Genomic DNA, 17557 nt, shown 5'->3' on the forward strand with positions numbered 1-17557 from the left:
ACGGCTGCCCCGCTGTCCTTGACGGCTTGCCTCGGCTACCGGTAACGCGCCTCGCGACGACGACGCTCACCGCTGCGCGGCGCGCCACCACTCCCCCGTGGCGCACACCGACACACCCGACGCGCACCCGATCACCCAGCGCCGCGTACCCGATCCCGGTGCGCCTTCTGTCGGCACGCGGCGGAACAGTAGCGGGCGGGTCGACCGGTCCGCGCTCGCGGCACGGCGGCGGCACAGATCGGGCACCGCGACTCGGCATCGTCACGAAACGCTTTTTCGTCCCGCACGGTCCCGGCCCTCCCGTCCCCGGCGGTCCCCCGTTTCGTTACGCCCGGCGCCTCCGCACGCATGGCCTCCACCATGATCGCCACGGGCCTCGACAGCCCCCGCCGCACTCCCGAACCACGCTGCATGGCAACACATCCGGTGAAAATGGTGAGCACATCCGACACGGTGAGATCCGACCGGACCGTACCCTGCCGCTGTGCCGCGCCGAGCAACTCGGCCACGGCGTGCCGAAAGCGCGCCCCGACCCCGACCAGTGCGGTGCTGGGCCAGTCGTCGTCGCCGTCGAGCACATCGCACATGGCCTTGTTGCCCGGTGTCGAGGTCACCACCTCGAGGCAGAAGTCGAAGAACCCCCGCCCCACGTCGGCGCGTTCCCGGCTGCGCACGGCCAGATCGGTGAGTCGCTCGATGCGTTGCCGCAGCACCGCGGCGAGCAGGTCGTTCTTGGTAGGGAAGTGCCGATGCACGGTGCCCGCGCCGACCCCGGCCCGCCGGGCGATCTCCATCAGCGACACCGACATCCCCCGTTCGGCGAAGGCGCGCTGGGCGGCGGCGAGGACGAGTTCGCGATTGCGGCGCGCGTCGGCGCGCACGGCGGGATCGGTGTGCGGCGGCGGCATTTCGTTACGCGGTCCCTTCCACGCCTGGCGGACCGGGTTTCGACACCCATACGGTCCGAATACGGGTTGTCCAACCCGAATCCTAGCGGCGAACGCACCCAGGAGATGCACCGATCATGCCCAATGACACCATTCTCGTCACCGGAGCCACCGGCAAGCAGGGCGGCGCGACAGCGCGGCGACTGCTCGCGGCCGGGGTGCCGGTCCGCGCGCTCGTCCGTGACGCCGCGACCCCCGGCGCACTGGAATTGGCTTCGGCCGGAGCCGAACTCGCGGTCGGCGATCTCGACGACCGGGACTCCGTATCCGCCGCGGTCACGGACGTGCGCGCGGTCTTCGCGGTCCCCCCGGCCGCATACGGCGCGGGCGGCTGGGATATCGATCTGGAGGCGCACCGTGGTGAGCGGTTGGTCGAGGCGTCCCGTGCGGCGGGCGTCGACCATTTCGTCTTCACCGGCGTCGCCTCCTTCGAACAGCCCGGCAGCTGGGGCGCGGAGGGCAAACGCCGCATCGAGGCGGCCGTCGCCGCGAGCGGTATGCGCTGGACGGTGCTGCGTCCGGTGCGGTTCATGGAGAACTATTTCCTTCCGAAGGGTGCGGTGGAAGGCATCGAGGACGGCGTCCACCGCCACCTGTTCCCCGCCGACCGTCCCATCCAGGTCATCGCGGTCGACGATATCGCCGCTTTCGCGGTACTGGTCCTGGCCGATCCGGACCGATTCCACGGCCACACCTACGAATTGGCCGGTGATGCCCTGACCATGCCCGCCGCCGCGGCTGCCATCGCCCGCGCGACCGGCACGGCGTTGCGCTACGAGGAGATCGGTGAATCCGAGGCCCTCGCCCTCGGACCCGAGATCGCCGCGGTCTGGCGACTGTCCCGGTCCGGCAGGGGCTGGCACGCCGATATCCCCGCGCTGCGCGAACTGCTGCCGGGACTCCGCACCTTCGAGACCTGGCTGTCGGAAACCGGTGCGGCGCGGTTGAAGTCACTGATGAACGGGTGACGCCGACAGCCGTCAGGTCGTCGCGCCCACCAGATTCTCCCCGCGCATGCGCTGGGAGATCACCTGGGTGATGCCGTCGCCGCGCATGCTCACGCCGTAGAGGGCGTCGGCGATCTCCATCGTGGGCTTCTGGTGGGTGATGACGATGAGCTGGGACTTCTCGCGGAGCTGTTCGAACAGGCCGATGAGGCGGCGCAGGTTGGTGTCGTCGAGCGCCGCTTCGACCTCGTCCATGACGTAGAACGGGGAGGGGCGGGCGCGGAAGATGGCGACCAGCAGGGCAACCGCGGTGAGGGACTTCTCGCCGCCGGAGAGCAGGGACAGCCGCTTGACCTTCTTGCCCGGCGGGCGGGCCTCCACCTCGACGCCGGTGGCGAGCATGTCGGAGGGGTCGGTGAGCAGCAGGCGGCCCTCGCCGCCGGGGAACAGGCGGCTGAAGACGCCGACGAATTCGCGCGCCACGTCCTCGTAGGCTTCGGTGAAGACCTGCAGGATGCGGGCATCCACCTCGGCGACCACGTCGAGCAGGTCCTGGCGGGCCTTCTTGACATCCTCGAGCTGGGTGGCGAGGAAGTTGTAGCGCTCCTCCAGGGCCGCGAACTCCTCCAGCGCAAGGGGATTCACCTTGCCGAGGGTGGTGAGGTCCTTCTCGGCGCGCTTGGCGCGGCGCTCCTGGGTGGCCCGGTCGTAGGGCATGGGCTGCGGCGGGCTGACCGCCTCCCCGCGCTCCTTGGCCTGCTCGTACTCCATCATCTCCAGTGCGGTCGGCGGCATGGGCACATCCGGGCCGTACTCGTCGATGAGGTCGTCGAGGGCGATGCCGAACTGCTCGGAGATGGTGGTCTCCAACTGTTCGATGCGCAGCGCCGCCTGGGCGCGCGCCACCTCGTCGCGGTGTACGGCATCGGTGAGCTGGGCGAGCTGGGTGGTGAGGGCGCGCGCGCGCTCCTTGGTCTGATCCACCTGCGCGGCGCATTCGGTGCGACGACGCACCAGGTCGTCGCGGCGGGCACCGGCCTGGGCGACGACCTGTTCCAGTTCGGCGGCCACGCGTTCGGCCGAGTCGGCGACCACGGCGGCCACCGCGGCGGCCTGACGGCGGGCGGCCTGGGCACGTTCGGCGCGGGCCCGGTTCTCCCGTTCGGCGCGGGCGGCGCGGCGCAGCGAATCCGCTTTGCCGCGTACGGATTCGGCGCGTTCCTCGGCGGTGCGCACGGCGAGCCGGGCCTCCACCTCCATGGAGCGGGCCTCGGCCAGTGCGGCGGCGGCCTCCTCGCGGGCGTAACCGGCGGTCTCGGTGCCCGCGGCCTCGGGATCCATATCGGACTGCTCGAGTTCGGCGTGGCGCAGCCGGTCCTCGAGTTCGGCCAGCTTCTCCAGGGTTTCCGCGCGGCCCGCCTCGGTGTCGTCACGTTGGGCGAGCAGACGTTCGCAGTCCTTCTGGGCGGCGCGGGCGGTCTGGCCGAGGCGGCCGAGCCGGTCGTAGATGGAGACCAGCGCCTGATCGGATTCGTGCAGGGCGAGCAGGGCGTGGTCGACGGCCTCCTTGCGGTCAGCCTGCTCGGCCAGCGCTCCCGCCAGGGCCGCCTCGAACTCCTCGGACTGTCGCTGCCAAGACGCCAATTCCTGCTGGGCGGCATCGATCTCGGCCTGCACCTCGAGCTGGCTGGGGGCACGGTCGGAGCCGCCGAGCACCCAGCCGGAGCCGGTGAGATCACCGTCGCGGGTCACGACCCGCAGCTCGGGCCGAACCACGACGAGTTCCCTTGCGGCGGAGAGGTTCTCGACAACGGCGACGCCCGTGGTGAGGGCGGCGACCGCGGCGCGCAGGGATGCGGGGCAGTCGATCACGTCCAGCAACCAGCGCGCGCCACCGGGCAGTTCCCCGCTCGGCCCCGAATTCGCCTGTGCGGCATCGGAGTAGACCACAGCGGCGCGGCCACCGTCGGCCTCCTTGAGCGCTCGCACCGCACCGTGGGCGGAGGATCCGGTGTCGGCGGTGACGGCGTCGGCGAGCGGCCCGAGCGCGGCGGCCACGGCCGCTTCGAAACCGCTGTCCACCCGCAACTGCCCGGACAGCGGCCCGAGCAGTCCCTCGGCACGGTGTTCGAGCAGCCAGGCGGCACCGTCGCGGCGCTGCAAACCCATGGTCAGCGCCTCGACGCGGGCAGCGAGCGAGGCGACCCGCTTGCCCGCCTCGCGGTCGCGCTCACGCAGTTCGGTGACCCGCTGGTCGGCCAGCTCGAGGGCCTGCGCGGCATGCTCGTACTGTGCGTCGAGCCCTTCCTCGCCCGCATCGAGTTCGCTCAATTCGGCTTGGACGGACTCGAATTCGGCGTCGGCGGCCTCGCCGCGCTGCCGTGCCTCGGCGATGGCGGTCGAGAGGCGCTGGATCTCGCCGTCCACCGACTGGGCGCGAATCCGCAGCGAGTCCACCTGCCCGGACAGGCGGGCGAGACCCTCGCGCCGGTCGGCGATGGCGCGCACGGCGGCCAGATGCGCCTGCTCGGCGGCCTTGGCGGCCTGCTCCCGTTCGTGCAGCTGTTCCCGGGCAGCTTCCAGCGTTTCCGCGGCCATCTCGACGGCCGCGACCAGCTCGGCCTCTTCGGCCTCCACCCGATCCGCTTCGCGCTCCAGCTGTTCGGGGTCGCGCCCGCTGCCGGTGGGCTGTTCGATGGTGAGGTTGCGGGCCCGGTCGCGGGCGATGCGGATGGTGGCGTTGACCCGCTCGGTCAGTGCCGAGAGCTGGAACCAGCTCTGCGCCGCCGCCTCCGCGCCCGGGGTGAGCTTGGACAGCTCGAACTCCTGCTGCGCGAGCGCCGCATTGGCGGCGTCGAGTTCGGCTTGCACGTTGATCTGCTGTTCGCGCGCGTACGCTTCCTTGCTCTGCTGCCCGTCCAGGTCGCGGCGGCGCGACACCAGATCGTCGGCGGCCAGTCGCAGCCGCGCGTCCCGCAGCTCGGATTGCACGGTCGCCGCCCGCCGCGCGACCTCGGCCTGCCGCCCGAGCGGTTTGAGCTGGCGGCGCAGTTCGGTGGTGAGGTCGGTGAGGCGGGCCAGATTGGCCTGCATGGCATCGAGCTTGCGCACCGCCTTCTCCTTGCGGCGGCGATGCTTCAACACGCCCGCGGCCTCCTCGATGAAGGCGCGCCGATCCTCCGGCCGCGATTCCAGGATGGCCGACAGCTGCCCCTGCCCGACGATGACGTGCATCTCGCGGCCGATGCCGGAGTCGCTGAGCAGTTCCTGCACATCCATGAGGCGGCAGGAGTTGCCGTTGATCTCGTACTCGCCCGCGCCGTCGCGGAACATGCGGCGGGTGATGGAGACCTCGGAGTATTCGATGGGCAGCGCCCCGTCGGAGTTGTCGATGGTGAGTGTGACCTCGGCACGACCCAGCGGGGCGCGACCCGCCGTCCCGGCGAAGATGACGTCCTGCATCTTCCCGCCGCGCAGCGCCTTCGCCCCCTGCTCACCCATCACCCAGGTGAGCGCATCGACGACATTCGATTTCCCCGACCCGTTCGGCCCCACCACGCAGGTGATACCCGGTTCGAACCGGAGCGTCGTCGCGGACGCGAAGGATTTGAAGCCCTTCAGCGTCAGACTCTTCAGGTGCACAGTCGGCCAGGTTACCCGCTCGGCTCGGGTAGCCATGCGTATGCCGGTGCCCGAGTCCGGCGGCGGGCGGTGGGATCAGCGCAGCAGGGCCGGATCGATACCGAGCAGATCGAACAAACCGGACTCGCCCGCGCCGGTGGCTCGCACGGCCCGCCCCCTCCCTATCCGCTCGAGCCAGCCCAGCTCGAGCAGACGGCGGCACAGCTGCGCCCCGGCCGCACCGCCGAGGTGGATGCGGCGTTCGGTCCAGTCGAGGCAGGGACGCACCACGGGGCGGCGGGTTCGGTGCAGCGCGGCCGGGTCGATGCCGAGCCGGTCGGTCAGCAGCACCATTCCGGATTCGGTGAGCGCGAATCCGGTGGTGGTCTCCAGATGTCCGCGCGCACCGAGGGCATCGGTGACGGCAACGCCGAGCCGACCCGCGAGGTGGTCGTAGCAGGTGCGTCCCCGAGCCAGCGTGGCCGCGACCGTACCGGCCCGCAGCCCGGTCACCGGCTCATCCGGCGCGTCGACCACGGCCGCCATCGCTTCGAGCAGTTCGGCGATCCGGGGATTCGCGACCCGCACATAGCGGTGCCGCCCCTGCCGATGCTCCGCCAGCAGCCCACCGTCGACGAGTCGGTGCACCTGCTCGGTGGCCGTCGACGCGGCCACCTCGGCGTACCGCGCCAATTCCCCTACCGTCCAGGCGCGACCGTCCAGCAGCGCCAGGCACATGACAGCGCGGGTGCGGTCGGCCAGCAGAGCTGCCAGCCGAGCCAGTTCGGTTCCTCGGGAGAGCACCGGACCATGATCGCGCGCCGACACTTCGGCGCGCACCGAAACGTTCCCGCCCTACGGTCGGCCCATGCGCCGGACCTGCCCGATGATCACCGACCCGAACCGAGTGCGCGAAGCCTTGCGCACCATGCCCGTACCGACCTTTCCCACCGCGACGGCCGCCACCGGCATGGCCTGGCTGCGCGCCCACGTGCCTCGTTTCAGCGAAGGACCGGAGCACGCGCGCCGCCGCGCCCTGGTGATCGCGGAACTCGACCGCCTCTCCCCCACCGACCTGCGCCACCGGGTGCGCGCGGTGGCCGACCACCCGCTGCCGCACATCGAGGTGCTGCTGAAAGCGCTGGGTCTGCATCACGTTCCACCCGCGACAGTGGCGGTGATCGCCGCGCACTACCAGCCGCACGAACCGGACAGCCCCGCGGCCGACACCGCGGTCGACACTTTGGTCGCCCGATGCGGCGGCACAGCCGACGATGTCACGGCCGCCCGGATCTGTGTCCTGGTCCAAGCCTGCGCGGCCACCGACACACTGGTCACCCACGCCCGCGCCCTGCTCGCCCGCCGCGCGCCTCGCCCCTGGACCCCCGACGAGTTGCTCGTCCGCACCATGATCGAGCACCCACCGCTGCGCTCGACCCGACGGGTCATCGACGGAGAACAGGTCGAGATCGAGCTTCGTCAACCCGAATTCAGTTGGGGCGCAGGCCCACACGCCTGCCCCGGCCGCACCCACGCGATCGCACTCGCCGCCGGAATCCTCGAAGGAGCCCCCGCATGACCAACACCTTCCGCGATCTGCACTTCCACGACGAACCCCTCCTGCTGCCCAACGCCTGGGATTTCGGCTCCGCGGCGCTCCTGGCCGCCGCCGGATTCCCGGCCGTCGGCACCACCAGCCTCGGCATCGCGGCAGCGGCGGGCCTACCCGACGGAATCGGCGCGACCGCGGCCGAAACCCGCACGCTGGCACGGCGCTTGGCGCGGCTGCCGATTCCGGTGACGGTCGATATCGAGGCGGGGTTCCACACCGACCCCGCCGAGATCGCGGCTTTCGTCGCCGATCTGGCGGAATTCGGCACGGCGGGCGTGAACGTGGAAGACGGTCGCACCGGAACCGCACTCGCGGACGCGGACCATCAGGCCGACATCATCCGCGCGATCAAAACCCGAACCCCCGACATCTTCGTCAATGCCAGAGTCGACACCTACTGGTTGCGGATGGACCGCACCTCGACGATTTCCCGGGCCAGGAAGTACACCGAGGCCGGTGCGGACGGCGTATTCGTTCCCGGCGTCACGGATCTCACCGAGATCGCACAGTTCGCCCGCGCCGTGCCCGTGCCGCTCAACGTGCTCTATTCCACCGATGGACCGAACACTTCGGAGCTCGCCGCCGCTGGTGTGCGCCGGATCAGCACCGGGTCACTGTTGTATCGACGAGCATTGGGCGCGGCAGTAGAAGCATTTCGAGCAGTTCGGACCGGACAGGCTGTCGTCGGCAAAACCCCTACCTACTCGGAGATTCAGTTGTCGATTTCCGATCCGGGCCACCGTGTCGCTCGCTGAAGACCCCGCACACCCCGGCCTACCTCGGGCGCGGATGCCCTCCGCAGCTGGACGATTCCCAACCGGTGAGCATGCGGAACACCAGTACTCCGCCCCACGGCACGATGACCCAGAACGGCCAGAAGTAGGTGGGTTCGCCTGCGGCGATGGAGATCATGGCCCAGATGGCCAGGCACAGCAGGCCGACGCCGAACCAGGCGCTGCCCTCGATGCGCTGCCAGACGGGGATGCGCGGGGTGCGCTGCCGCACTGTTGTTTTCGCTAGTTCGGGCAGGTCGGCGAGGACCACGTGCAGGCCTTCGCGGGTGGGAGTGGCGTAGACCTGGGCCGCGCGCTCGTCGTATTCGGTGGTGGTGATGCGGCCTTCGGCCATGTGGCGACCGAGCTGTTCGATGACGGCCGCGCGCTCGGCGTCCGAGGCGCGGGTGCCGGAGGCGATGTCCATGTCCAGATCCTCCCGAGTTTCTTCCATTGTGGAAGGTGAGACCCATATTAATACTCCACAGTGGAATGTCAAGGGCGTTGCCGGCGGCGCAAGTGATGGCAGGTGCCAGCACATTTGCCAGCAGGGCATTCTCGATGAGATGGTTATGGGCAGTTCTCAGGCAAGGAGTCATCGTGGATCTGGACTGGTCGCCCGCCGATCTGGCGTTTCGTGATGAGGTGCGAAGTTTCCTCGACGAAAAGTTAACCCCTGATCTTCGTCGGGCCGGGCAGTTGGCGACGAGCGTCTATCCGGATCACGAAGCGAGCATGCGGTGGCAGCACATCCTGCACGAACGCGGCTGGGCGGCGCCCGCGTGGCCGGTGCGGCACGGTGGCTGCGACTGGAGTCTGACGCAGCACTACATCTTCAGCCGGGAGTGCACGCTCGCCGGTGCGCCCAACTTGTCCCCCATGGGCATCCGCATGGTCGCGCACGCCATCATGGCGTTCGGCACCGAGGAACAGCAGAACTACTTCCTGCCGGGCATCCTGACCGGCGAGGTGTTCTTCTGCCAGGGCTATTCGGAGCCCGAGTCGGGGTCGGATCTGGCCTCGCTGTCCATGGCCGCGGTCGACGACGGCGACGATTTCATCGTCACCGGCTCGAAGATCTGGACCACCCACGCCACCGAGGCCAACTGGATCTTCGCCCTGGTGCGCACCTCCAAGCAGGCCAAGAAGCAGCAGGGCATCACCTTCCTGCTCATCGATATGCGCACCCCCGGCATCGAGATCCGGCCGCTGGTCATGACTTCCGGTGAGCAGGTGCAGAATCAGGTCTTCTTCGACCAGGTGCGGGTGCCCAAGAAGAATGTGCTCGGCCAGATCGACGACGGCTGGACCGTGGCCAAATATCTGCTGATCTTCGAACGCGGCGGCGGGGCGGCCGCGCCCGCGCTTCAGGTGATGGCCGAGGAACTCGCGCAGGCCGCCGCCACCCAGCCCGGCCCGGACGGCACGCCGCTCATCGACGATCCCGGATTCGCCCGCCGGCTCGCCGACGCGCGGATCCGCGCCGATGTGCTCGAAGTGCTGGAATACCGCACCCTGTCGGCCATATCGCGCGGCAAGGACCCGGGTTCGGCGGCGTCGACCATCAAGATCCTCGGCACCGAGCTGAGTCAGGTGCTCACCGAACTCGCCCTGGAGGCGGCGGGCCCGCGCGGCCGCGCCTATCAACCGCACGCCACCATGCCCGGCGGCCCGGTCGTCGATTTCACCGCTCCCGCAGACGGTTTCGTCAGCGGCGAGGAATGGCAGGCGGTCGCGCCGCTGCGGTACTTCAACGACCGCGCCGGTTCGATCTACGCCGGTAGCAACGAGATTCAGCGCAACATCATCGCCAAAGCCACCCTGGGACTGTAGTCATGGACTTCGAATTCACACCCGAGCAGCAGCTGCTCCGCGACGCCGTCACCGGATTCCTCGCGGCCCGCTACGACCTCGAAACCAGCCGTGCCGCGGCCCGTCTGGGCGCGGGTTGGCAGCCCGAGATCTGGCGCGGACTGGCCGAGGAGGTCGGCGTGCTCGGCGCCAGCCTGCCGGAATCGGTGGGCGGTATCGGCGGCGGGCCGGTCGAGACGATGATCGTCGCCGAAGCGCTCGGCGGCGCACTCGTGGTGGAACCGTATGTCGACACCGTGGTGGTCGGCGGCGGCCTGCTGCGGCGGTCGGACGGCAAACGCGCCGAGGATCTGCTCGCCGGCATCGCCGCGGGCGAGGTGGTCACCGCCTTCGCCGCGCTGGAACCCCAGGCCGGATACGACCTCCGGCAGGTGCGCACCACCGCGCGCCGCGAGGGTGACGACTGGGTGCTGGATGGCACCAAGATCGTGGTCACCACCGCTCCCCTGGCCACCCACCTGCTGGTCACCGCCACCGTCGACGGCGGCATCGCCCTGTTCGTCCTCGATTTCGATGCCGCCGCCCCACCCGCCGGGCTCACCGTCGACAGCTACCGCACCATCGACGAGCGCCGCGCCGCCGACCTCACCTTCACCGGCGTACGCCTGCCCGCCGACGCGCTGCTGCTGACCGACGCCGCCGACGCGGTGACCGCCACCCGGGACGAGGCCATCGCCGCGGTCTGCGCCGAGGCCGTCGGGGCCATGCGCAAGGTGCTCACCGACACCGTCGAATACACCAAGCAGCGCCAGCAGTTCGGGGTGCCGATCGCCAGCTTCCAGGCCCTGCAACACCGGATGGTCGATATGCATCTGGAGTTCGAACAGGCCGTAGCCGCAACCTATCTGGTGACCATGAAGCTCACCGCCGAACCCGCCGAACGGGCCCGGGCGGTCGCCGCCGCCAAGGCCACCGTCGCCCGCGCCGCCCGCACCATCGGGCAGGAGGGCGTACAGCTGCACGGCGCCATGGGCATGACCGAGGAACTGGCCATCGGCCACTTCTTCAAACGGCTCACCGCGATTCAGCACGAGTACGGCAGCGCCGATCACCACATCGCCCGCTATGCGGCATTGACCCGCCCCTGACGCCACCCGCGCGGTCCGCTCCGGGGCGGGCCGCGCGGTCGGTGACGGACACCACATTCGAACCCATCACGCGCCGTGCCCCTGTCTCGTCCAAGGGTTGTGCCGAACCGTTCGGCATCGACGAAAGGATGAGCACATGTCGCGTCTGAATCTGCCGAAGCTGGCCCCCGAGGTCTACCGGGCCTGGGCGGCCGCGGAGACGGCGATCGGGCAGGGCCCGCTCGACCCGGTGGTGCGCGAGCTGGTGAAGATTCGCGTCTCCCAGATCAACGGCTGCCTGTTCTGCATCGACATGCACACCACGCAGGCCCGCAAGGAGGGCGAGAGCGAGCAGCGGATCTTCCACCTGAACGCCTGGCGGGAATCGACCCTGTTCACCGACACCGAGAAGGCCGCCCTCGACTATGCCGAGGCGGCGACCGAACTCGGCCCGCACGGCGTGAGCGACGAGATCTGGGCCGCCGTCGAAAAGCACTTCGACGAGGGCCAACGCGGCGGCCTGGTCGCCATCACCGCGCAGATCAACCTGTGGAACCGGCTCGGCGTGCCACTGCGGCTCCAGCCCGGCGGCTACTGATCACCGGGCGCGGACCCCGACCACGACGGCTGGCGACCATGACGGATGGCGACCACGTGAGGCTTCCCTGCCAGGTGCCATCGGGCACCCGGCAGGGAGTCGGCGATCAGGACAGATCCGCCAGTGCGGCCTCGATGGCGCGGTGAAACGTGGGATACGCCAGGATCATTCGGCGCAGGGTGGTGACGGGTACCTCCGCGTGCACCGCGACCGACAGCGCGCTGAGCACCTCACCACCCCACGGGCCGACCGAGGTGGCGCCCACCAGCACGCCGCGCCCGGCATCCTCGACGACCTTGACGAAGCCCGCGTTGCCGACCTTGTGAATCCACCCGCGCGTCGAGGCCGGTACCTCGACGCTGCCGACGCGCACCGACAGCCCGGCATCGCGCGCCTGCGCCTCGGTCAGACCGACCGCACCGATCTCCGGATCGGTGAAGGTGACCCGGGGCACCGCCCGGTAGTCGCCGGATTCGCCACTGCCGCCGAGGATGTCCTGCACCGCGATCCGCGCCTGGTACATGGACATATGGGTGAACTCGCCCTTGCCGGTGACATCGCCGATGGCCCACACCCCGTCGGCGGCCCGCATCCGCTCGTCCACCTCGATGCGCTTCGCGCTCTCGTCCAGGCCGACCGCGCCGACGCCGAGCCGGGACAGGTCGGTATGGCGACCGGTCGCGACCAGCATCCGCTGCGCGTAGTGCACATCGCCGTCATCGGTGTGCACGACGAACCGGTACCCGTCGTGGTCCACCTGTTTCGGCGTGGTGCCCGTGCGCACCCGAATCCCTTCGGCGGCAAGGGCTTCGGCCAGCACCGCAGCGGCCTCCGGTTCGTCCTTGGGTACCAGTCGGCTGCGCACCAGCATGGTCACCGCGCTGCCGAAGCGCGCGAAGATCTGTGCGAACTCGCAGGCCACGGGCCCGCCGCCGAGCACGATCACCGATTCGGGGGCCGCGGTGGCGGTCACCGCGTCCCGGTTGGTCCAGAACGGCGTGCGGTCGAGGCCGGGAATGGATGGAATCGTCGGTGCCGTACCGGGATTGAGCACGATCGCGCGTTCGGCCCGGAACACCCGCGCCCCGTCGGCGGTGTCGACGGTCACCTCCCCCGGTGCGCTGATCCGACCCCATCCGCGCACGAACCGGCCGCCGGACTTCTCGAACCGGTGCACGGCTGCGGCGTCGTTCCAGTCGTCGGTGGCCTCGTCGCGAATGCGGCGCGCGACAGGAGTCCAATCGTGCCGCACGGTCGCCGACCCGGCCAGTGTGTCGACCCGCCGCCCCTCGGCCACGGCCCCGGCCGCACGCACCATCATCTTGGTGGGAATGCACGCGTAGTAGGGGCATTCGCCGCCGACGAGGCGCCCCTCCACCCCGACCACCGACAGCCCGGCCTCGGCCAGCCGGGTCGCGGCGTCCTCACCGCCGGGCCCCATTCCGACCACCACCGCATCGACCGTCTCGACCGCCATGCCCCGCTCCCTCTCACTGGATTCCGGCCACCCGCACACGCCGTGCCGACGATACGCGGCGGCCCAACTCAATCCGAGGAACCGCCGCTGGACCCGCTGTCGCTGAAACCTCCGCCGGAACTGTCGGAGGCGCCGCCGCTGTAGCCGCTGTCGCCGACACCGCCGCCCGATCCGCCGTCGCCGGAATTACCGTTCCACCAGCCGGAGTCGCCGTGGACGTAGCCGTGATTCGCGTGCCCGTGATACCCGGTGTGGTGCTGGCCGTGATGACCACCCGGGTGGTGGCCGTCGTCGTACCGGTCCGAACCGCCCCCCGGAAGGTCGGGATGCCATGCCGGGCTCCCGCTGTATGCGGATGATCGCTGACCCGGCAGCGCTCCGAACCAGCCGTGTGGGTCGGTCGCCCGCGAGCCGAAGCGCATCGGGTCGGACCGCTCGACCGGCCGCTCCGTACTGCGGGCCCTCAGCACAATCACTGCGGCCACCAACGCGAGCACCACCACCGGGGCAAGCGCCGCGCCGATGATCAACAAGAGTGACATCATGCCCGGATTATCTGTTTCGACACGCCTTTACGCATCAGTCGCGCGACCGCGACCGCCGCGACTCCGCTCACAGCCCCGGGACCAGTGAGTTTCGGTCACACTCGCTAATTCGATCTTGACGTATTCTCTTCGCGTGATGGCCGGGCGGAGCGTCGTATCCTGCACCTATGCATGCCGCACAGTTGGCCGAGGAGTTCCCGGTGGTGTCGCTGGACACCGATGCGCTGGAGGCGGCCGGACTCATGGCGGAGCACCGGCTGCCCGGCATCATGGTGATGGGCCCGGATGGCTGGCCGGCGGCCGTGCTGGCCGCCTGGCAGGTGGTGCGCTTCATCATCCCGAAGTACGTGCAGGACGATCCGTCGCTGGCCGGGGTGTTGGACGAGCCCATGTGCGACAAGACCGTGAAACGCCTGCGGGGCAAGAAGGTCCGCGACGTGATGCCGGACAAGCCCGGCGGCATTCCGACCGCCCGACCCGACGACACCATTGTCGAGGTGGCGGCGACCATGGCCCGGCACCGCTCGCCGATCGTCGCGGTGCTGGACGGCAGTCGACTGCTCGGCGTGGTCACCTCGTCGCGGCTGCTGGCCGCCGCACTCCAGTCCTGACGGCCGTCCGCACCCGCGGAGGCGCCCGATGACCGCGGTGGCCGTGGCGGTCTTCCTCATCGCCTACGCCCTCATCGCCTCCGAGCGGGTGCACAAGACCACCGCGGCGCTGGGCGGCGCGGCCGTCGTGCTGGCGCTGGGCGTGCTCGATGCCGACGACGTCTTCTACTCGCACGAGACCGGCGTCGACTGGAATGTCATCTTCCTGCTGCTCGGCATGATGATCATCGTCGGTGTGCTGCGCCAGACCGGGGTCTTCGAGTACACGGCGGTGTGGGCGGCCAAACGCGCGCGCGGCTCCGCGCTGCGCGTCATGATCCTGCTGACCATCATCACCGCCTTCGCGTCGGCCTTCCTCGACAATGTGACCACGGTGCTGCTCATCGCCCCGGTCACGCTGCTGGTGTGCGAACGCCTGGAGGTGCCGCCCGCGCCCTTCCTGATCGCCGAGGTGCTGGCGTCGAATATCGGCGGCGCGGCCACCCTCATCGGCGATCCGCCCAATATCATCATCGGCAGTCGGGCCGATCTGTCGTTCAACGACTTCCTGTGGAATATGGCCCCCATCGTGCTGCTGGTGCTGCTGGTGCTCATCGCGCTGCTGCCCCGGCTGTTCCGGGGTTCGTTCGAGGTGGATCCGGAGCGGGCGGCCGATGTGATGGCGCTCAACGAGCGCGAGGCAATTCGCGATCCGCGGCTGCTGGTGAAATGCGGCATCGTGCTCGCCGCCGTATTCGCCGGATTTGTCGGGCATTCCGTCTTCCAGATCGAACCGTCGGTGGTGGCCCTGCTCGGCGCGGGCGTCCTGGTCCTGATCTCCGGCCTTCCGCAACGCGATTACCTCGCCTCCGTGGAATGGGAGACGCTGCTGTTCTTCGTCGGCCTGTTCATCATGGTCGGCGCACTGGTGAAGACCGGCGTCATCGAGCGGCTCGCCGCCCGCGCCACCGAGGTCACCGGCGGCGATGCCCTGCTCGCCACCATGCTCATCCTGGTGATCTCGGCCGTGCTCTCGGGCATCATCGACAACATCCCCTATGTCGCCACCATGAGTCCACTGGTGGCGGATCTGGCGGGCAGTATGGACCAGCATGCGGAGGCGCTGTGGTGGTCGCTGGCCCTGGGCGCGGACTTCGGCGGCAATCTCACCGCCGTCGGCGCGAGCGCGAACGTGGTCATGCTGGGCATCGCCCGACGAGCCGACACGCCGATCTCGTTCTGGGAATTCACCCGCAAGGGCATGGTGGTGACGGCGGTGAGCGTCGCGGTGGCGGCACCGTACCTCTGGCTGCGCTATTTCGTTCTCGCCTGACCCGCCCACCGGTGAGAATCCGCACATTACCGTCACGATCTGCGTGGCGATTTCGTGCTGAGGCGTGCGATACTCCAGAATTGCCGCGCCATGTCTGTCTCTTCCACGTCATCGTCGACCACGCCGGGCACCGGGTCCGGCGACGCCGCCCCGCGCCGCCGCGAATACCGTCTCGACCTGGATGGTCTACGCGGAATAGCCATCGCCCTGGTGGTGGTGTTCCACATCTGGTTCGGCCGGGTATCCGGCGGCGTGGACGTCTTCCTGGTGCTGTCGGGCTTCTTTTTCACCGGAATGCTGCTGCGGCAGGCCGAGACGGGTTCGGTGGGTATCCGCCAGACACTGCGGCGCACCGGGCGGCGGCTACTCCCGGCCATGGTGGTGGTGCTGACCGCGGTGGCAGTCGCGACGGTCGTCTTCCAGCCCTACACCCGCTGGTCCGATATGGCCGCGCAGACGCTGGCCTCGCTGTTCTACTACCAGAACTGGTACCTGGCGGCGGCGTGGACCGACTACCTGGCGGCCGATCCCGCCGTGAGCCCGCTCCAGCATCTGTGGTCGATGTCGGTGCAGGGACAGATGTACGTGGCACTGCTGGCCCTGGTCGCCCTGGTGACCCTCGTCTGTCGCCGCAACGACCGAACCGGGTCGGTGACCGCCTGGGTGGCCGCGTTGTTCGGCGTGCTGGCCGTCGCCTCGCTCCTGCATGCCACGCAAGGGGTTACCGATCAGCAGGGCTGGAACTACTACGACACCTTCGCGCGCGCCTGGGAGCCGCTGGTGGGTGCGCTGCTGGCGATGGCCGCACCGCACATCGCACTGCCTCGCCTGGCCCGCGCGGTGCTGGCGGTCGCGGGCCTGTCCGCCATCGTGGCCTGCGGCTGGCTGATCGACGGTGCCGCCCGCTTCCCCGGTCCGGCGGCGTTGCTGCCGGTGGGCGCGACCGTGGCCCTCATCGCGGCGGGCGCGAATCTCGGTGGGGCGCAGCAGCCGTGGGTGAACCGGATGCTGGCCAGCGCTCCGGCGGTGCGGCTGGGATCGCTCGCGTACTCGCTGTACCTGTGGCACTGGCCGATTCTCATCTTCATGCTCGGCGAAACGCAGTCGCGCACAGCGGGATTGGTCGGCGGTTCGGCGGTGATCGCCGCCTCTCTGCTGCTCGCCTACGCCACCAACCGCTTCATCGAGGAACCGCTGCGGGTGCGCGGTGAACCCACCGCCGACCGCGATTACCGGCTGCGCACCGGCTTCGCCACCGCGACCGTCGGCATTCTGCTGGTCGGATGCGCGTTCACCTGGCAGGTGATCAACGGCTCGAAGCTGCAACCGGTGGGTGAGCTCGATCCGGTGCGCTACCCGGGGGCGGAGGCGCTCATCGCGCACGCGCCGGTGCCCAATGCCGAGATGCGCCCGACCATCGCGGAGGCGCCCGCCGACAACGCCTATCCCACCCGGGACGGCTGCATCTCCGACTTCGACACCCGCGCCGTCATCACCTGCGAATACGGCGACACCTCCGCGACCCGCACCATTGCCGTGGTCGGCAATTCCCATGCCGAGCACTGGATTCCGGCCCTGCACCTGCTGGGTGAGGAGCACGGTTTCCGGCTGGTCGTCTTCCTGAAGATGGGCTGTCCGCTGACCGTGGCCGCGGAGCCCATGTACAAGGGCCTGCCCATCGCCGACTGCCGCGACTGGTCCGCGGAGGTCATCGACCGGCTCGGCGAGGACAAGCCGGACTGGGTGTTCACCACCGGCACCCGCCCCGCCGACGCGGGCGGCGACGAGACGCCGACGGACTACCTGGATGTGTGGACCGCCCTGGAGGATCGCGGCCTGCACGTGCTCGCGATGCGCGACACCCCGTGGTTGCGCCGCGACAAGGTGCGCTACCGCGCCATCGACTGTCTGGCCGCCGGTGGCGATCGGGTGAGCTGCGGTATGAAGCGGGAGGATGCGCTGTCCAACGTCAATCCGGCCGCCGCGCCCGCCGAGGACTTCCCGAATGTCTTCCCGCTGGATCTCTCCGACGCGGTGTGCCGTCCGGACGTGTGCTCGGTGATCGAGGGCAATATCCTCGTCTACCACGACGAGCACCACCTCACCGCGAGCTACTCGCGTTCGCTGGCACCGGAACTGGGCCGCCAGCTGCAACCGCTGCTGGGTTGGTGGTGA

15 protein-coding genes are annotated in these 17557 nt (G+C 69.7%); 9 read left to right on the plus strand and 6 right to left on the minus strand.

What is annotated here, in order from left to right; translation table 11 throughout:
- Window positions 1-131: 131 nt before the first annotated feature.
- Entirely contained in the window at window positions 132-908 is a 777-nt protein-coding gene (locus FOH10_RS21350) for a TetR/AcrR family transcriptional regulator (RefSeq protein ID WP_143982067.1), read from the minus strand.
- Between the two features lie 116 nt (window positions 909-1024).
- Here FOH10_RS21350 and FOH10_RS21355 point away from each other — a divergent pair, with 116 nt between their 5' ends.
- Complete coding sequence (locus FOH10_RS21355; RefSeq protein ID WP_143982068.1) at window positions 1025-1915, plus strand: NmrA family NAD(P)-binding protein; 891 nt, start codon at window positions 1025-1027, stop codon at window positions 1913-1915.
- 12 nt (window positions 1916-1927) lie between these two features.
- Here the strand turns inward: FOH10_RS21355 and smc are convergent, their stop codons facing one another.
- Together smc and FOH10_RS21365 are read right to left on the minus strand one after the other, a co-directional pair.
- Window positions 1928-5536: a chromosome segregation protein SMC gene (smc, locus tag FOH10_RS21360; RefSeq protein ID WP_143982069.1), complete on the minus strand. Its 3609-nt coding sequence runs from the start codon at window positions 5534-5536 to the stop codon at window positions 1928-1930.
- 75 nt (window positions 5537-5611) lie between these two features.
- Window positions 5612-6319, minus strand: coding sequence for an ArsR/SmtB family transcription factor (locus tag FOH10_RS21365; protein WP_143982070.1), 708 nt, complete (start codon window positions 6317-6319; stop codon window positions 5612-5614).
- Window positions 6320-6383: 64 nt separating this feature from the next.
- Between FOH10_RS21365 and FOH10_RS34910 the strand changes: the two genes are divergently transcribed.
- Together FOH10_RS34910 and FOH10_RS21375 are read left to right on the plus strand one after the other, a co-directional pair.
- Window positions 6384-7094, plus strand: coding sequence for a hypothetical protein (locus FOH10_RS34910; protein WP_186000546.1), 711 nt, complete (start codon window positions 6384-6386; stop codon window positions 7092-7094).
- Entirely contained in the window at window positions 7091-7882 is a 792-nt protein-coding gene (locus FOH10_RS21375; RefSeq protein ID WP_143982072.1) for an isocitrate lyase/PEP mutase family protein, read from the plus strand. The genes FOH10_RS34910 and FOH10_RS21375 overlap by 4 nt, the downstream gene beginning before the upstream one ends.
- A 19-nt stretch (window positions 7883-7901) precedes the next feature.
- On the opposite strand, the gene FOH10_RS21380 is transcribed toward FOH10_RS21375, so the two are convergent.
- Entirely contained in the window at window positions 7902-8354 is a 453-nt protein-coding gene (locus FOH10_RS21380) for a DUF1707 SHOCT-like domain-containing protein (RefSeq protein WP_244961311.1), read from the minus strand.
- Window positions 8355-8500: 146 nt separating this feature from the next.
- On the opposite strand from FOH10_RS21380, the gene FOH10_RS21385 reads away from it, so the two are divergent.
- The 3 genes from FOH10_RS21385 to FOH10_RS21395 all read left to right on the plus strand — a co-directional run bounded on the left by FOH10_RS21385 (window position 8501) and on the right by FOH10_RS21395 (window position 11437).
- Window positions 8501-9733, plus strand: a complete 1233-nt coding sequence (locus tag FOH10_RS21385; protein WP_143982073.1) for an acyl-CoA dehydrogenase family protein — start codon at window positions 8501-8503, stop codon at window positions 9731-9733.
- 2 nt (window positions 9734-9735) lie between these two features.
- The gene (locus tag FOH10_RS21390) at window positions 9736-10860 is read left to right on the plus strand and encodes an acyl-CoA dehydrogenase family protein (protein WP_143982074.1); all 1125 of its coding nucleotides are present in this window, start codon (window positions 9736-9738) and stop codon (window positions 10858-10860) included.
- A 136-nt stretch (window positions 10861-10996) separates the two neighbouring features.
- Complete coding sequence (locus tag FOH10_RS21395; RefSeq protein ID WP_186000547.1) at window positions 10997-11437, plus strand: carboxymuconolactone decarboxylase family protein; 441 nt, start codon at window positions 10997-10999, stop codon at window positions 11435-11437.
- 106 nt (window positions 11438-11543) lie between these two features.
- Here FOH10_RS21395 and FOH10_RS21400 read toward each other — a convergent pair whose 3' ends face one another.
- Window positions 11544-12914 (minus strand): dihydrolipoyl dehydrogenase family protein, encoded by a 1371-nt coding sequence (locus FOH10_RS21400; RefSeq protein ID WP_143982075.1) that lies wholly within the window; start codon window positions 12912-12914, stop codon window positions 11544-11546.
- 68 nt (window positions 12915-12982) lie between these two features.
- A complete protein-coding gene (locus FOH10_RS21405; RefSeq protein WP_143982076.1) occupies window positions 12983-13459 on the minus strand; it encodes a hypothetical protein in 477 nt (158 codons plus the stop codon).
- A gap of 167 nt (window positions 13460-13626) precedes the next feature.
- On the opposite strand from FOH10_RS21405, the gene FOH10_RS21410 reads away from it, so the two are divergent.
- From FOH10_RS21410 to FOH10_RS21420, 3 genes are all read left to right on the plus strand, one after another.
- Window positions 13627-14070 (plus strand): CBS domain-containing protein, encoded by a 444-nt coding sequence (locus FOH10_RS21410; protein ID WP_143982077.1) that lies wholly within the window; start codon window positions 13627-13629, stop codon window positions 14068-14070.
- Window positions 14071-14098: 28 nt separating this feature from the next.
- The gene (locus tag FOH10_RS21415) at window positions 14099-15382 is read left to right on the plus strand and encodes an ArsB/NhaD family transporter (protein WP_143982078.1); all 1284 of its coding nucleotides are present in this window, start codon (window positions 14099-14101) and stop codon (window positions 15380-15382) included.
- 90 nt (window positions 15383-15472) lie between these two features.
- Entirely contained in the window at window positions 15473-17557 is a 2085-nt protein-coding gene (locus tag FOH10_RS21420) for an acyltransferase family protein (RefSeq protein WP_143982079.1), read from the plus strand.

The sequence above is a fragment of the Nocardia otitidiscaviarum genome, from assembly GCF_007362295.1.
Taxonomy (GTDB): Bacteria; Actinomycetota; Actinomycetes; order Mycobacteriales; family Mycobacteriaceae; genus Nocardia; species Nocardia otitidiscaviarum.

Coding starts and splice junctions, on each gene's coding strand:
- FOH10_RS21375 (WP_143982072.1), top strand. CDS start 7,091: ATGACCAACACCTTCCGCGATCTGCACTTCCACGACGAACCCCTCCTG.
- FOH10_RS34910 (WP_186000546.1), top strand. CDS start 6,384: ATGCGCCGGACCTGCCCGATGATCACCGACCCGAACCGAGTGCGCGAA.
- FOH10_RS21410 (WP_143982077.1), top strand. CDS start 13,627: ATGCATGCCGCACAGTTGGCCGAGGAGTTCCCGGTGGTGTCGCTGGAC.
- FOH10_RS21350 (WP_143982067.1), bottom strand. CDS start 908: ATGCCGCCGCCGCACACCGATCCCGCCGTGCGCGCCGACGCGCGCCGC.
- FOH10_RS21380 (WP_244961311.1), bottom strand. CDS start 8,354: ATGGAAGAAACTCGGGAGGATCTGGACATGGACATCGCCTCCGGCACC.
- FOH10_RS21405 (WP_143982076.1), bottom strand. CDS start 13,459: ATGATGTCACTCTTGTTGATCATCGGCGCGGCGCTTGCCCCGGTGGTG.
- FOH10_RS21400 (WP_143982075.1), bottom strand. CDS start 12,914: ATGGCGGTCGAGACGGTCGATGCGGTGGTGGTCGGAATGGGGCCCGGC.
- FOH10_RS21415 (WP_143982078.1), top strand. CDS start 14,099: ATGACCGCGGTGGCCGTGGCGGTCTTCCTCATCGCCTACGCCCTCATC.
- FOH10_RS21355 (WP_143982068.1), top strand. CDS start 1,025: ATGCCCAATGACACCATTCTCGTCACCGGAGCCACCGGCAAGCAGGGC.
- FOH10_RS21390 (WP_143982074.1), top strand. CDS start 9,736: ATGGACTTCGAATTCACACCCGAGCAGCAGCTGCTCCGCGACGCCGTC.
- FOH10_RS21395 (WP_186000547.1), top strand. CDS start 10,997: ATGTCGCGTCTGAATCTGCCGAAGCTGGCCCCCGAGGTCTACCGGGCC.
- FOH10_RS21420 (WP_143982079.1), top strand. CDS start 15,473: ATGTCTGTCTCTTCCACGTCATCGTCGACCACGCCGGGCACCGGGTCC.